This window comes from Paenibacillus sp. YYML68 (genome assembly GCF_027923405.1).
Lineage (GTDB): Bacteria > Bacillota > Bacilli > Paenibacillales > NBRC-103111 > Paenibacillus_G.
Genome location: NZ_BQYI01000001.1, coordinates 1,157,724 through 1,171,931 on the forward strand (window position 1 = coordinate 1,157,724; position 14,208 = coordinate 1,171,931).

General features: G+C 52.8%; 13 protein-coding genes and 2 pseudogenes. 7 read left to right on the top strand and 8 right to left on the bottom strand.

Annotated features, from left to right (window positions below):
• Positions 1-58: 58 nt before the first annotated feature.
• Positions 59-1,174: a slipin family protein gene (locus tag PAE68_RS05185; RefSeq protein ID WP_281890902.1), complete on the top strand. Its 1,116-nt coding sequence runs from the start codon at positions 59-61 to the stop codon at positions 1,172-1,174.
• A 207-nt stretch (positions 1,175-1,381) separates the two neighbouring features.
• Here PAE68_RS05185 and PAE68_RS05190 read toward each other — a convergent pair whose 3' ends face one another.
• On the bottom strand, positions 1,382-2,410 hold the full coding sequence (locus tag PAE68_RS05190) for a DUF4885 family protein (RefSeq protein WP_281884767.1): 1,029 nt from the start codon (positions 2,408-2,410) through the stop codon (positions 1,382-1,384).
• A 218-nt stretch (positions 2,411-2,628) separates the two neighbouring features.
• On the opposite strand from PAE68_RS05190, the gene PAE68_RS05195 reads away from it, so the two are divergent.
• The 3 genes and pseudogenes from PAE68_RS05195 to PAE68_RS05205 all read left to right on the top strand — a co-directional run bounded on the left by PAE68_RS05195 (position 2,629) and on the right by PAE68_RS05205 (position 4,561).
• On the top strand, positions 2,629-3,489 hold the full coding sequence (locus tag PAE68_RS05195) for a hypothetical protein (RefSeq protein ID WP_281884769.1): 861 nt from the start codon (positions 2,629-2,631) through the stop codon (positions 3,487-3,489).
• Between the two features lie 156 nt (positions 3,490-3,645).
• Positions 3,646-3,834, top strand: a pseudogene (locus PAE68_RS05200) (glycoside hydrolase family 11 protein); the annotation flags it as partial.
• A 222-nt stretch (positions 3,835-4,056) separates the two neighbouring features.
• Positions 4,057-4,561 (top strand): annotated as a pseudogene (locus PAE68_RS05205) (SUMF1/EgtB/PvdO family nonheme iron enzyme).
• 40 nt (positions 4,562-4,601) lie between these two features.
• Here the strand turns inward: PAE68_RS05205 and hxlB are convergent.
• The 3 genes from hxlB to PAE68_RS05220 form a co-directional block, all read right to left on the bottom strand.
• Positions 4,602-5,153 (bottom strand): 6-phospho-3-hexuloisomerase, encoded by a 552-nt coding sequence (hxlB, locus tag PAE68_RS05210; protein ID WP_281884771.1) that lies wholly within the window; start codon positions 5,151-5,153, stop codon positions 4,602-4,604.
• Positions 5,153-5,794 carry a 3-hexulose-6-phosphate synthase gene (gene hxlA, locus PAE68_RS05215; protein ID WP_281884773.1) on the bottom strand — a complete coding sequence of 214 codons (642 nt, stop codon included), beginning with the start codon at positions 5,792-5,794 and terminating at the stop codon, positions 5,153-5,155. The genes hxlB and hxlA overlap by 1 nt, the downstream gene beginning before the upstream one ends.
• 129 nt (positions 5,795-5,923) lie before the next feature.
• Positions 5,924-6,280 (bottom strand): winged helix-turn-helix transcriptional regulator, encoded by a 357-nt coding sequence (locus PAE68_RS05220; protein WP_281884775.1) that lies wholly within the window; start codon positions 6,278-6,280, stop codon positions 5,924-5,926.
• 121 nt (positions 6,281-6,401) lie between these two features.
• Here PAE68_RS05220 and PAE68_RS05225 point away from each other — a divergent pair, with 121 nt between their 5' ends.
• The gene (locus tag PAE68_RS05225; RefSeq protein WP_281884777.1) at positions 6,402-6,599 is read left to right on the top strand and encodes a hypothetical protein; all 198 of its coding nucleotides are present in this window, start codon (positions 6,402-6,404) and stop codon (positions 6,597-6,599) included.
• A 114-nt stretch (positions 6,600-6,713) separates the two neighbouring features.
• Here the strand turns inward: PAE68_RS05225 and cntE are convergent, their stop codons facing one another.
• From cntE to PAE68_RS05245, 4 genes are all read right to left on the bottom strand, one after another.
• Complete coding sequence (gene cntE, locus PAE68_RS05230; RefSeq protein WP_281890904.1) at positions 6,714-7,928, bottom strand: staphylopine family metallophore export MFS transporter CntE; 1,215 nt, start codon at positions 7,926-7,928, stop codon at positions 6,714-6,716.
• 91 nt (positions 7,929-8,019) lie between these two features.
• Positions 8,020-9,333, bottom strand: coding sequence for an opine metallophore biosynthesis dehydrogenase (locus tag PAE68_RS05235; protein ID WP_281884780.1), 1,314 nt, complete (start codon positions 9,331-9,333; stop codon positions 8,020-8,022).
• A gap of 47 nt (positions 9,334-9,380) precedes the next feature.
• Positions 9,381-10,241: a class I SAM-dependent methyltransferase gene (locus PAE68_RS05240; protein WP_281884782.1), complete on the bottom strand. Its 861-nt coding sequence runs from the start codon at positions 10,239-10,241 to the stop codon at positions 9,381-9,383.
• 147 nt (positions 10,242-10,388) lie between these two features.
• Positions 10,389-10,928 (bottom strand): tubby C-terminal domain-like protein, encoded by a 540-nt coding sequence (locus PAE68_RS05245; RefSeq protein WP_281884784.1) that lies wholly within the window; start codon positions 10,926-10,928, stop codon positions 10,389-10,391.
• A 249-nt stretch (positions 10,929-11,177) separates the two neighbouring features.
• Between PAE68_RS05245 and PAE68_RS05250 the strand changes: the two genes are divergently transcribed.
• Complete coding sequence (locus tag PAE68_RS05250) at positions 11,178-11,882, top strand: ABC transporter ATP-binding protein (protein WP_281884786.1); 705 nt, start codon at positions 11,178-11,180, stop codon at positions 11,880-11,882.
• Between the two features lie 32 nt (positions 11,883-11,914).
• Positions 11,915-14,206, top strand: coding sequence for an ABC transporter permease (locus tag PAE68_RS05255; protein WP_281890906.1), 2,292 nt, complete (start codon positions 11,915-11,917; stop codon positions 14,204-14,206).
• The last annotated feature ends 2 nt before the right edge of the window (positions 14,207-14,208 follow it).

A 14,208-nucleotide genomic window follows, 5' to 3' on the forward strand; every position in this document is an offset into this window, starting at 1 on the left:
GCCAAGGCTGCAGCTGGGCTTCTCAGATGATGGTCGAACAATGAAAGGGGTACACCATATGTTTACTACAGTAACGATCCAAGCCGACCAACGCGGCCTGCTCTTCCATAAAGGAAGCTATGTGAGAACGCTTCAACCCGGAGCTTACCGCTATATCAAATGGTCCCAGCACACCGTAGTCGTGATGAATGTGACGAAGCCGTTCGTCGTCGAAGGCAAGGACGTGCAGCTGTTCCTGCACGATGTAGACCTGAGGCGCGAGCTCGACCTCGTCCGGGTAGCGGACCACGAGTACGTGCTGCACTACGAGGACGGCCAATTCGTACAGCTATTGAAGCCAGGTGTCTACGCGTACTGGAACGTGCTGAGGAAGCATACGTTCGTGCATCTCGACATCCGTAAGCCGGAGCTGCCTCCCGAGGTTGACCGTTCGATCGTACCGAAGCTGGCGGTCTATGTGCAGAGCTGTGAGATTGCGAGTCACGAGACGGGCTTCCTGTTCTACGATCATGTGCTGCAGCGCGAGCTGTCTCCGGGCAAGTACTATTATTGGAAGAGCTCGGTCTCGATTATGGTCAAGACGATCGATCTCAGACAGCAGCAGATGGACCTGATCGGTCAGGAGATGATGACGGAGGACAAGGTGACGCTGCGACTGAATTTTGTATGCCAATACAAGATCGTCGAGCCGCTGCGGGTGCTGGAGCGCAAGTCGTTCGATGAGCAGATCCATATTCAGCTGCAGCTTATGCTTCGGGAATATGTGGGCACGCTGAAGCTAGACGACCTGTTGAAGCGCAAGGAGGATATCGCCCAGTTCGTGCTGTCCCGCATGCGTGAGAAGGGGGGCGAGCTCGGCGTGCAGTTCCTGAACGCGGGGGTGAAGGACGTCATCCTGCCGGGGGAGATGAAGGACATATTGAACACCGTCCTGCTCGCGGAGAAGAAGGCTCAAGCGAATCTGATCACGCGCCGCGAGGAGACGGCCTCCACCCGGAGCCTGCTCAATACGGCGAAGCTGATGGATGAGAATGAGACGCTGTTCCGATTGAAGGAGCTCGAGTTTCTGGAGAAAATATGCGAGAAGATCGGCTCCATCTCGGTGACGGGCGGGGGAGACCTGCTCGCGCGGCTAGGCTCACTCCTCGGGGAGAGGAAGGCGGCAGATAAGTAGGAGCGGGTAGCGGGGCAGTGGGTTTGGGTTGGATCGCGAGTTTTTCATGGGAAAAAGACATCTCCCTTAACAGCAAGGATTACATATGGCTCGAACGTTCAGGCACGAGGATTCACCACCCTAGAAGAAGCAAGAAGAAGCCGTAGGAGCATCCGACGGCTTCTTCTGCTCGGACTAGATTAGATGTACGAACCACGCTGGCCTTATTCAGCTGACACCCAGCTGTTCCTTTAACTCGTCGATCCAGCTCGTTCGCCCTGTGCCATAATTCAAGCTCTGCCCGATGTCATATAGAGAGCCGTTCTCATAGTTCACGGACAGAATGAGGTCGGGTATAGCATCGAAGCCTCTTCTTGCAAGTGAATCCAGGATCGGTCCATAATAGGCGGCGGCATGGGCAGCATCTTGTTTCGAAGTATACGGATGATTGCCGTACGATTTTACGAAAATGTCAAAAATATCGCTTCCATCCTCCGTAACGAACTTTCCATTAACAACGGACAAATCTTTAAGGTGATAGCCGGTAACCGTCTGAATGTTGCGAACGAGGTTGAATTTCTCATACTTCTCCTGTGTAAATTGCTCTGAATCTGGCGCGCGACTTCCTATAATATGGAAAAATAACTCCTTGGAATTCCGACCGGAATTTAGTACTAGCTCCAATTGACTGCGAAGGTCTTCATCCTCCGTCCCGCTGACCATAAGCCGATAGTTATTGGGATCAATAGTGAACGTCAGCTTCACACCATCAGGTATGTGAACGCTGTTCTTGTCCAGTAGCTGCTTCAGCTGCCCATTCACTTGTTGCCGATTGTAAGCCTTATCTATCTCAGACTCTACGATCACGTTGATGGGTCGTTCTTCACGTAAGATGTAATCCCCCATGTCGTATGTGTTTAACTTGCCGTGCTTGAGATATGCAAATTCATTACTGGCGGCAATACGTCTTTCTTGCTCGGTCATGTTCTTCTTGAAGAAGGGAGATAGTGGATTCTGGTATTTATCCGCTATATGATTAGCCGGATTCGAGAAGCTCATATTTTGCTGATTCATCCTTTGGTAGTGCTCATCCATTTTTTGCGTTATTCGGTCCTGATCGCTGTAGCGCTTGTTACGACTTTGAACGACCGTATCGTTAGTAGATTCTGTGCGAGCGGAGGGACCTGGTTGTTTTGATAATGAGGTGCTGCTTACATGTAGTGAGGCGAAAGATGAGTGGGTGGATGGAATCGTCATATCATGCTCCTCCTTGAATATAGAACTAACAATATCCAACGTTTAAGGTTAATATCGGAAAATAACACCCTAGAATGAAGGGGGTAAGAAAGTATCCTTTAGCAGCAAACTTCGACAAAGGTTAACTAGTAAAATAGGTATCGAAGCATTTTAAATATATTCCATATATGTGTATGATTTGAATAAATACGATTAATAGTTAATAGGAGGAATTGATTATGGTGCATGTATGGAAGCAACGATTTCTGTCGGTGTTCGTACTGTTGATGACAGTAGTGATCACTTTATCATCGGCTACACCTGCGCTGGCAAGCATTACAGGTAACAATACCTTTGGAACAGCCTACAACATGGGATATTGGAAGACAAGCACCTCAGATGTCAACATCTTGCCAGCGGGCATTGCGGAAGCCTATTTCAAATTTACAGCGAATGCCGGGGAGCGTGTCTATGCGAAGAGCACTTATAACACTAACTATACAGGGATGACAATAGAGGTGCTTAATAGTAGCGGGATGCAAGTAAGTTATGGAACGACAGTTATTAATCCGGACTCGTTACCGTTCATTTACGCTAACGCTAATGCGACTTCCAACTCTCAAACATTCTATATACGAGTCTCGAGAGGGAGCTATGACGGAGACATGTATTTTACTGTATCCGTGCTTGATCGAATCAAGTCGGGTAGCGGAACATTTAGCTTTACGGGGAAAGCAGTGAATAGTGGAAACTCGGGGTTAAACCCGTCGGGTGTAGATTCATCCGTCATCTCCATGGACCTGACGAATAATACGTCCATTCCTCGCAATGCAATCGTGAAGTCTGTGACGACATCTGGTTCGCAATCGCCAAGCCAAGGGAATGTGACGCATAAGATCATGCCGAACCAAACCATGGTGTGGTATACTTCCACGGTTAGCAGTTCCTCAAGTGGTTCCTACACGATTAATGTTGCAAATGGACTACACGTAGCTAAAATGTGGAGCTTTAAGTATAATGCTAAAGCAACAGCATCATCCACCATGTCGAATGTGAAAGCAACCTTCAATTACGAGTATGATGTGACGGATCAATTCTAACGCTTTCCGCCCTCCCTCTTATCAGGTAGGGCGGTTTTTATTGTTATGCGACAAAATAGGGCAGGTCACAATCAACAAATAAACAATTTCGGGAAAACCCTTTAAATTGTCAAGTTGTTGTGTATGCGCTTATATTCTGTAGTTTACCTGTAGTCCAATACGGGTAACTTCGTCGTCGGTAAGAACTGGAACAACGATACACCGAACCGTGTAGATAATTACAACGCAGGCGTCTGGGCTCCGCAAGGGAACGGCTACTTGACGTTCAACGGCTGGACGCGCAACTCGCTCATCGAATATTACATCGTAGACAACTGGGGGACGTATCGTCCGACGGACACGCACGGTCAACCTGCAGCGACGAGTAAGAACGACCAGACTCATATCGACTCCCATTTTGTACACGTTAAAGGCGGGGCATTCACGAATAAAAACTTGAGCTACTATCCAAACAACGTTACGGTCGCGAGCTTCTACATCGGTAAGTATGAGGTTACGCAGCAGGAATGAATGGACGTGATGGGCAGCAATCCGTCCACCTTCAAGGGCGACAAGCTGCCTGTCGAGATGGTGAGCTGGTATGACGTGATCGAATATTGCAACAAGCGAAGCCTGAAGGAAGGCTTGCAGCCGTATTACACCATCAATAAGACGCAGAAAGATCCCGTGAACCAAAACGAGAATGACTCGAGCAAGTGGATCGTCACGGTTGATGAAGACGCGAACGGCAACCGGCTGCCGACCGACTCCGAATGGGAGTATGCGGAACGCGGGGGAGCAATATTTGACCGGAGACTGGATGTGGCCGAAGCTGGAGAATAACAAGAACCGAACGAAGTCGGTCGGACTCCAGAAGCCGAATGAGCTCGGGTTGTACGATATGTCCGGCAACGTGCGGGAATGGTGCTCGGATTGGTACAACGGCGACGACTATCCGACAGGAATGCTCCGGGTCGTGAAGGGTGGCGGCTGGATTGGCGACGTCAGCAACAACGTCGTGTCGTTCCGGGGCAAGTTCGATCCGAACGGCTTCGGTCCGGATCAAGGCTTCCGCTTGGTGCGAGGGGAGTGAGGAGCTTCGCGGGTCTCGCGAAGCTCCTCTACTTCACAAGCTACTCCAAATTAGCATGACGACTCATCATATCCTGTGCATGAACGGATCTTAGCTCCATGATTCGCAGGACGACAGCGTCGAGGAACAGCAGCAACGCTTGCTCGAACAGCGAGCCCATCGGCTGGATGGAAGGGCTGTCCAGCTGCTCCTTAGACGCTCCAGGCAGCACGACGGTCGTGCCCGCTAACGAGCCGATCGTAGAGTGGGGCGCGGTGGTGATCGCTGCGACGTCAGCCTGCAAGCTGTGCGCCCGCTGCGCGATTGGAATTAAGCTGCGGGTCTCGCCGGAGCCTGTCGCAATGAGCAGCAGGTCGCCTTCGCGTAGGGCGGGCGTGACCGCTTCGCCGACGACGTAGGCGCATAGGCCCAGATGCACGAGGCGCATCGCGAAGGAGCGCGCCATGAGGCCGGAGCGACCGGCCCCCGCTACATAGATGCTGCGGGCATCGAGCAGCTGCGCGATGAGCGCCTCCGCCTCGGCATCCGATACGGCCTCCGTGAGCCGAGTCAGCTCGCTCTGAATGTGGGTAAGATAGGCGACCGTCGGCATTATACCGCGCAGCCTTCTTGAATGAGCTGCTGCATCTGGGCGGCTACGGCTGCCCTGTCCGCTGCCCCTGTAATGCCGCCGCCGACGATGATGAGATCCGGCGCGCACTTGATGACATCAGGCAGCGTCTCCAGCTTGATGCCACCAGCGACCGCTGTCTTCGCGTGTCGGACGACGCGCTTGATTGTCTGGAGGTCGTCGAAGGAGTTCCTCCCGACCGCCTGCAGGTCATAGCCAGTATGGACGCATATGTAGTCGACGCCGAACGCGTCGAGCTCACGGGCGCGTTGCTCTATATGTTTCACCCCGATCATATCGACGAGAATGGATGCTCCCCGCTTCCTTGCTTCCTCGACCGCCCCTTGGATCGTGACATCCTCGGCAACACCCAATATTGTGACGATGTCTGCACCCGCCTCGGACGCCTTCATCACCTCGTAGCCCGCTGCATCCATCACCTTCAGATCGGCCAGCACCTGCAGATGAGGGAAGGCCGCCTTGATCTCCTTCACAGCGCGCAAGCCCTCGTTAATGACAACCGGCGTGCCGATCTCGACAATGTCAATGTACGCCTCTACCTCTGCCACGACCTCCTTAGCCTCGGGAATATTAACAAGATCGAGCGCTAATTGAAGCTTCATACCAAGATCACTCCTTAGAATTAGTGGTTCAACGTTCCACTTTATTCTAAATCCAAGTATATTATTGGGGAAGTACGCACAATTTAGGAACATAGTACCTCGCAGGGAACTACCCCGTGGCGCGAGAGCTTAGTCGATCGTTGAGGTGCTGTCCGATGCCTTGGGGCTGGAGCCAGACTCCATATGCTGGGTGCCCCACCTCGCCATCACCTCGAGCACTCCCTTGAGGGAACGGCCGTATTCCGTCATCGTATATTCAACCTTCGGCGGCACCTGCGGGTACACGTCCCGATGAATGATGCCGTCCTGCTCGAGCTCTCTCAGCTGCTGAGTGAGCATTTTGTGCGTAATCGCCGGCATCTCCCGCCGCAACTCGCCGAACCGCATCGCACCGTCCGTCAGCAGGCACAGAATGACCGGCTTCCACTTGCCGCCGATGACCTTCAGCGTAGTCTCGACCGCACTCTTGAATTGTTGATCGCCCAATCTACATGCTCCTTACGTCGGTAATCGTCATACATAGGTGTCTTGCCTGACGAATGTTGCACAGACAAGCTCGCACTTATTGAATCCAGTATACACTGCGCTGGAGCGGGCTGTCATACCGATGAGAGGTACGAGATTGTGTATTCTGTCCATTGCCGCTTTCTTCATCTGCTGGTGGTTGTTTAGACGCTTCGACCCACCTGAAGCGAGCATCGAGGTGGGGCAGAGGGCGGAAGTGCTCCGGCTCCGTCACGCGGGCTGGCTCGTTCCCCTTGTATTGTCCGTCGTCGTATTCTTCTTGAAGCTCCTATTCTTGTAATGTGAAAAAAAGACGCCTCCGCCGCTGCTGCACAGAACAGCAGTTCGGTAGGCGTCTTTCTTTCTCACAGCGATATACGTTGCTCCCCGCCTCGTTACCGCCACAACTCGGCAGTCACCCTGCCTCAGCAGTACGCTGACGGCCCTGAATGGCGAACACCGTCATGCTGACCGCGACTATCGCGCATATCATGTACATCACCGAGTACGACGACATGTCTGCGATCGGTCCCATAATAACCCCACCCAGCGAAGAGCCGAGGTCGGCTGTCGCGATGAACAGGCCGAGCAGCACATTGCGGTTGTCCTTAGGCAGGACGAACGTCAAGTACGTCGTCAGCGTCGGATACAGCAGCGCTTGTGCGGCTCCCATCATGATGGCGCCGATATAGAGGAAGCCCACTCCTCCCCAGATGGAGACGCTGACGGCTTGTGCGGCTGCAGCAATCGTCAGCACAATCATGATGATGTAGCCCGTATGCCACTTGCCGTCTGAGGGAATCCGCTTCCGGAGGAGGAAGCGCGCCGCCACGACCGTCGCCGCCTGGAGCATTAAGTAAATGCCGGCATTCCCCCCTTGAATCTGCATGGCATACAGCGGAATGAAGGCCGTCACGGCACCGAAGACGAGGGAGGCTGTCAGCATGAGCACGCTGCACTTGAACAGGTGCGGGTTGCGCACCATCTCGCGATACGACTTCAGGATGATCGCTCCTTGCATCGAGGTACCGCCAGCTGGCTTCGCAGCCTCGACGCCCACGGCCGCCTCGGCGCTATGCGAGTCGACCCGGGCGCTGTAGCCTACAACTCCAGTCATAATAGCAATCGCAAGCATGACGTAGGTGAAGGTCTGCATATCCCCAGACTGCCACATCCCTAGCGCGAGCAGCGGACCGAGTATGCCCGGCATGAAGGCGCACAGCGAGTACAGCGAGATGCCCTGCGAGCGGTCCTCCTCCGGCAGCGCGTCGATGATGCCTAGCTGCAGCGCCATCGAGAAGCACGCCGTACATACCCCTTGCATCACACGCGCGAAGAAATATCCTTCCAGACCGGTGAACGAGTAGAGCAATAGAGCCGATCCGTTAATGACAAGAATAGTACGCAGCACCTTCAACGCTCCGTATCGCTGAATCAACAGTCCCGCCCACGGACGAAGAAGCATCGAGGTGAATAAATAAGCACCCATAATAATGCCGATCGCTGTATTCGAGGCGCCCAGCGAGTCGCCCTTCAGCGGAATGATTACATTCAGCATGGAATTGGCACTGAAGTACAACAGTGTCAACATATATAGCCGTACAAATGGCCAGGCTAAAGCTCCCTTCAACACGTTAGCGACTTCCTCTCATTATCCTTAATTAGCTGGCTCCGTAGACACTAGCCTCAAGCCTCTATTGTGGAGCATCGACCGATCAGAATCAAGCCTTAATTCCAGCGATATCCTTGCATATCCGTTCAATATCATCGGCGAAGCTGTGTGCCTCGAACGCATCAGACATTGGCTGTCCCTGCAGCTGTCGTGCCGCTTCCTCAAGTCGATGCTCGTAGACCGCGATGAACCGATCGATTGTCGGACAGCTGGAGCGAAGATGTCTGGCGATGCCTTGGATGATTTTGATCCGGTAATAGTCCTCCTTCGGCATTCGTGGGATGTCCCAGCGGCCGTCTGTACCGATGAACATGGGGCGAATCGGAACAGCGGAGAAATCGAAATAGCGTCCATGCTCATCCGGCTCCGAGAACGGGTCGATCAGCAGGGAGGTGTAGCGCACATAGAGCAAATATTCCTGGTGTATCGCATCCAGCTGCTCGAAGCGCTCCATATCATCCCGCTGCAGGCTCTCCGGCCTTACCGGATAATTGTCGTCTGCCATGAACTTCAGAAGGTTCACACCCTTCAGGCTCATTCGCTCCAGCAGCGCTGAGATCTCGTTCCACGCCGTACGCATATCTCGAATCGCCTGCTGCGTTATCGGTCCTTCGGGATACAGCTTGTAGACGTACTTTTTGACCGTAGCGGGGCTAGAGCTCTCACTGAAGACGACATCCAGCGTGAATTCATTCATGAACAGTGGCGGATGCACGTAGAGCGATATGTTGCGCGCCTCGGCCTCGAACGGCGAGCTCATCGTCTCGATCTGAATACCGACGGCTTCATATACTTGCCGCAGCTGCTCGAGATAGGAGGAGGAAGTATGCGTCGAGCCGAAGTATACCTTGCGCTTCACAGCTGTCGTGAGCACACGATGAGACGGACCGACCGGCGTCCACCGCGTCGCGCCGAGGTACGTCGAGCAGCTGATGATCTCGGCATCGGAACGCCGATCCTGCATGTATTGACGGACGAGCGACCCCGAGCCGAGCGTCGGTGAGAGCAGAAGTACGCATTGTAGCTGCCGCAGTACGTCATCGTGTAGCTGACTCAGCACCTCAATATAGGCGTCCGCCGTCACAGCGAGTACGAGTGTATCCCAAGACCCTGCAACCGTATTATATGTGTAAAAAAGCTCATCCACGCGGCACTCACCCTGGACCGCCTGATGCTTCTCATTCTGTATCTCTACATATACGTAGTGCTCGTGCTGCCTGAGTGATTCGAAGAACGGAGCGGAGCGAGACGACGGCCTTCCGGCGATGCCGACGTAAGCCTGAAGGCGTTGCTTCAGCAGCACAGCCATCTGGATCGAAACAGGGCCAGTGCCTGCGATGAGGATGTGTGAGTTCGGATTCATAGGGCCTCCTTATGTACGAATAGATGTAGATGGATCATGCCCAGCGCCTATGCTTGCTGGTACAATGCCAGATCGAAGACACGACCGGAACGGCTTACGTGCTCAGCAAGACGCCACTTGCGCTCGTCAACAGCTGCCATCGGGTAATTGAACAGCGACTTCAGTCCATTGCCGTACCGGACCGCTGCTACGATCTGTCTGCCGGTACAGGCATGCAGCTGGTCTAACAGCTCGAATTTCTCAGGGACGGTCGAGCTGAAGATGAGATGGGTCGCCTTGCCGATCTCTGGCAGCTGCTCCGCAGGGGCGAGCTCAAGTCGGATGTCGAGCCCCGCGCCGAGCCGCTCCACGACCTTCCGCCCTAGCGAGATCGCTTCGGCATCAATATCGATGCCAATGATTGTCGCTCCGGTCTGTCGGGCAAGGAATAGTGCGGTCATCGGGAAGGCGCCAGAGCCGATCCAGATGACGGTCGAGTCGGAGGTGAGCGGGAAGCTGCCGAACGGCTCACCTATACTCGCTTCGACGTGGTGGAAGTAGTCACTGCCTTCCGTATGGCCGCTGAGCAGCTTCAGGGCGCGGTACTTCTCCGCGATCCCTACGCACAGCGAGGAGGAGGCGCGCAGCTCCGCCGCAAGCTTCGTCAGCTCCTCGGCCACGGACGAAGGCTGCATCAGCTCGGTCCACAGCAGCTCATGGTCCGTGTTGGTGACGAAGGCAGTATACGCATCGATGACAGCATCGAGCTCCATGCTGTGCTGTGCGGATGTCGGGTAGCGATTGAGCAATTGCGCGAATTGGTCTCGGAACTGCATTAAGCTGCGGCGAAAGTGTACCGCTCGGTCGTCGTGAGCCGCTTCCGTCCATGCTGGAAGCTCATACGGTATGACTTCCGCTTGTGAGTTCATGAATGTCTCCCCTTTGAATCGATTAGGCTAGTAAACGTTTAACGAGATTAATCGTAAACTTTACTATTTAAAGCCTTTGTTAATCATATCCAAAGCTGGGTAAGGCGTCAAGGAGGGATTTGGGGTTCGGTTGTAGGTTTTGATGGATCATTGGATAGATAAATCCAAAATATAGTACACACAGATGGCTTCATAGGGAGATAAGGAGGAATCCTCCTTCAATTCGAGAGTCATCCTTGTTATTTGGATGGGTAGCATTGATTCATAGTAGATCACCGCGACAGCTACTCCTGAATCATCATCCAATATCGTCACTTGCCTGTTTGCAAACTTTTTTTTCACGCTATAACTCTTACCCCGAAGCTGAAACACAAAGTGTGGATTCATTCTAACCATCGAATGATCTTCAAGCTGAAACGAAACATGTTGTTGCTGGTCCTGAATGTGAATCGTCCATTTATTTCGTAGCCATGAACTGATTCGTTTAGACTGAATACGGATTACACGATCCTTGCTCTCTACCACTACATCTATAGCCCAGCGGTCGATGAACAAACTCATGATCTGATCAACTCGATGATAATAAAGACGTCTCACCTTACCGATCTCGACCTGGTTATTGTCTCTAATGATAATGGGCGATGTGGAAAGCCTAAAATATGGCTTCTGGAAATGAAAGGTGTTCATAGTATCACAACCCCTATATGATTATATTTATAGTATATTATATCATTAATTACCACTAAGGATTGCCATGGTGTCTAACCTAACCAATATGTTGAATACGTTAAACAAAGGGAGAGAACGATCTCATGAACTCGACCTTGGTCCAGTGTCAACGTGGACTCCGGTTGGTTGTTCATGCTCCGGTCCCTTCGTATAATCAAGTTGATTATAGGGATTTTAATCCATAACTGGGATGAGGGGCTGTGCGGAGTGAACACGTTAATCGAGTTCAGTAAGGTGACGAAGGAGTATCAGATCGGAGAAGTGCGAATTAAGGCCCTCCAAGGTGTAGACTTTACGATATCGGAGGGGGAATTCGTCGTCATTCTAGGGGCAAGCGGTGCGGGGAAGAGCACCATATTGAACATTCTCGGCGGCATGGACACGGCTTCGTCCGGCCAGGTGCTTGTCCGTGGTCAAGACATTACGCGCTACAATGAGAAGCAATTAACGGAATATCGGGCGGAGAAGGTCGGCTTTGTGTTTCAATTTTATAACCTGATCCCGAATCTGACTGCATTGGAGAACGTCGAATTCGCGACTGAAGTATGCCGCAACTACTTGGATGCCAAGGATATTATGTCGAGAGTCGGATTGAAGGAGCGTACCCGGAACTTTCCCTCGCAGCTGTCGGGAGGGGAGCAGCAACGGGTGGCGATCGCTCGGGCTGTTGCCAAAAACCCGCTCCTGCTGCTCTGTGACGAGCCGACCGGAGCCCTGGATTACAGGACGGGCAAGTCTGTGCTTAAGCTTCTTCAAGACTTGAATCGAGAGACGAACAAGTGTGTTGTAGTGGTTACACATAACACGGCGATCGCGCCTATGGCCGATAAGATTATTAAGGTGAAAAGCGGGATGATCGAAAGCGTCACGATCAATACGAGCAAGCAAAGCGTGGAAGGGATTGAGTGGTAATCGTGAAGCTATTCGTGAAGCTCGTAAGGGATATGAGGCAGCAGGTGGGTCAGTTTATCGCCCTAGTGCTGGTTGTTGCTGTGGGCGCTTTTTTCTATGCCGGGCTCGTTACGTACAGTGATCATCTGAGCGCCTATACGAAGACGTACTTCGAGACCTATAACTTGAGTGACCTGAATGTGTATTACGAGCAGGTGTCCAGCTCAGAAGTGACTGCTCTAGGCCTAGTTGAAGGGGTCGGCAAGGCGGAGGGGCGTTATACGGTGGAGGCTGCACAGTCCCTAGACGGCGATAAGTCGACAATCAACCTTCATTCGATTCCCGAGAATAATGAGATCAACGTGCCAGTCCTGCTGGCAGGCCGCCTCCCGGCCCATAAGCACGAGCTCCTGCTCGATTCCCGTTATGCGAAGGAGCATCAGCTGCAGGCTGGGGATCACATCCAGCTAACCGTGAATGACACGGTTGTTCCGTTTGTAATTATCGGCTTAGGTGAAAATGTAGAGTATGCCAAGAAGAACGACACCCAGAACCACCGCGCCTTCGGTGTTGCGTATATGGCGGAGGAGATGATCCCTGTTCTCGCAGGGCATGTTCATTACAATGAGGTCATGATTGATGCCAATGAAGGGGCCGACATCGAGCAGGTGGGCAAGGCGATTGAAGCGCGGTCCCAGTCTCTTCCTTATATAGACCAATTGAGTAAAGAGCGCTCCTTCAACTATTCTAAGGTCAGTGAGACGATCTACAATAACAGCATGATGAGCAAGGTAATCCCGCTCGTATTGTTCATGATTGAGGCGGTCATTCTGTTTCTGACGATGTCGAGAGTGATCGATTCCCAGCGGTATCAGGTCGGGATTATGAAGGCGCTCGGGGTTAGAGATCGAAGCATCATGCTTCATTATATGGGTTACCCGGTGCTGGTCGCTGTGGTAGGGGCTATTGTCGGCTGCATCCTGGCGTCGCTCGTGTTCGTTCCCTTCGTCACGGCCTCGAATGCAAGATCATACTCGCTGCCTGACATTCAATTCTCGCTCTCCATCTACTCCGTCCTGCCACCGATTCTGATCTCCAGTGCGTTCGGCAGCTTAGCCTGCTACTTAAGCGGCAGAGCCATCCTGCAGGAGCGTGCGGCGCAAGCGCTGCGGCCGAAGCCGCCGAAGCGGATGAAGCAGCTGCTGCTCGAAAGAACGGTCCTATGGAGCCGCCTGTCCTACAGCTTCAAGCTCATCATTCGTAATCTATGGCTGAACCGACGTAAAGCATTAGCCAGCTCGGTCGGGGTCGTTGTCAGCACCGTTCTGCTCATTACAGCCTTCGGCACGCAGTCAGCTCTACTGCAGGTGGCGAGCCAGATTGAAGACGTGAATCTGTATGATCTGCGGATCGATTATGCGAAGGGAACGACACCCGAGCTGACTCAGCTGCCTGAGGGAATTGCATACCCATATGTACTATCTGCCATTCCGACCCAATTGTTGAAGGCGGATGAGAAGGAGAACGCCACGCTCATTGTTACGGATCAAGATAATTCGCTTATTCGGTTCTTCGATGCGGAGGGCAAGCAGCTGTCGTTACAGCACGGCGGGGTGCTTGTGCCCCAGTCCTATGCGAATCAATATGGTATTGTAGAAGGGGATACGATTCGAATCAAGCTTACCGCACCAGAGTACAAGGATCGGATCGTGGAGATGAACGTGCTCGGACTATCCACGCAATATTCGGATCCGGCGTTCTATGGCACGCCAGAGTATATCAGGAGCCTCGGTATTGATTACCGTCCAGCCTCGCTTATCGTTCAAGCGGCGAGTGAGGAGGACCTGGAGAGCGCACGCATCTTCTTCGAACAAGACCCATCCGTGGAGCGGATTACCGACCAGAGCGACCTGCAGCAATCGGCGCAGTTCATACTGAAGCAGAACAGCTTCTTATTCATCATGTTCATCATCTGTGCCGTTGTTCTATCGTTCGGCGCCATCTACACGATCTCCTCGATCAACATCTATGAACGCAGCCGTGAGCTGGCAACACTGATGGTGCTGGGCTATCAGAAGTCGAGGATCAACAGGCTCCTATTGATGGAAAATACGGTAGTGACGGCGTTCGCCGTACTGGCCGCCTTGCCGCTCAGCGGGTATATGTTCGGCTTCATCGTCAAGGCGCTGTCCAGTGCCCATCAGCAAATCCCCGCGCAATTGAATATGGGCGTCCTGGTGCTTGCTGTTGCGCTCGCCTTCTTCCTCACAGCGCTATCGAGCTTGCTGCTGAGGCGTAACGTTGCGAGGATTCATATGATCGAAGCGTTGAAAAGCGTGGAGTAATG

What these genes read in the sequence shown, in the direction of transcription:
- PAE68_RS05240 (WP_281884782.1), bottom strand. Translation starts at nt 10,241, where the DNA reads ATGAACTCACAAGCGGAAGTCATACCGTATGAGCTTCCAGCATGGACG.
- PAE68_RS05225 (WP_281884777.1), top strand. Translation starts at nt 6,402, where the DNA reads ATGAGAGGTACGAGATTGTGTATTCTGTCCATTGCCGCTTTCTTCATC.
- hxlA (WP_281884773.1), bottom strand. Translation starts at nt 5,794, where the DNA reads ATGAAGCTTCAATTAGCGCTCGATCTTGTTAATATTCCCGAGGCTAAG.
- PAE68_RS05190 (WP_281884767.1), bottom strand. Translation starts at nt 2,410, where the DNA reads ATGACGATTCCATCCACCCACTCATCTTTCGCCTCACTACATGTAAGC.
- PAE68_RS05255 (WP_281890906.1), top strand. Translation starts at nt 11,915, where the DNA reads ATGAGGCAGCAGGTGGGTCAGTTTATCGCCCTAGTGCTGGTTGTTGCT.
- hxlB (WP_281884771.1), bottom strand. Translation starts at nt 5,153, where the DNA reads ATGCCGACGGTCGCCTATCTTACCCACATTCAGAGCGAGCTGACTCGG.
- PAE68_RS05235 (WP_281884780.1), bottom strand. Translation starts at nt 9,333, where the DNA reads ATGAATCCGAACTCACACATCCTCATCGCAGGCACTGGCCCTGTTTCG.
- PAE68_RS05245 (WP_281884784.1), bottom strand. Translation starts at nt 10,928, where the DNA reads ATGAACACCTTTCATTTCCAGAAGCCATATTTTAGGCTTTCCACATCG.
- PAE68_RS05195 (WP_281884769.1), top strand. Translation starts at nt 2,629, where the DNA reads ATGGTGCATGTATGGAAGCAACGATTTCTGTCGGTGTTCGTACTGTTG.
- PAE68_RS05185 (WP_281890902.1), top strand. Translation starts at nt 59, where the DNA reads ATGTTTACTACAGTAACGATCCAAGCCGACCAACGCGGCCTGCTCTTC.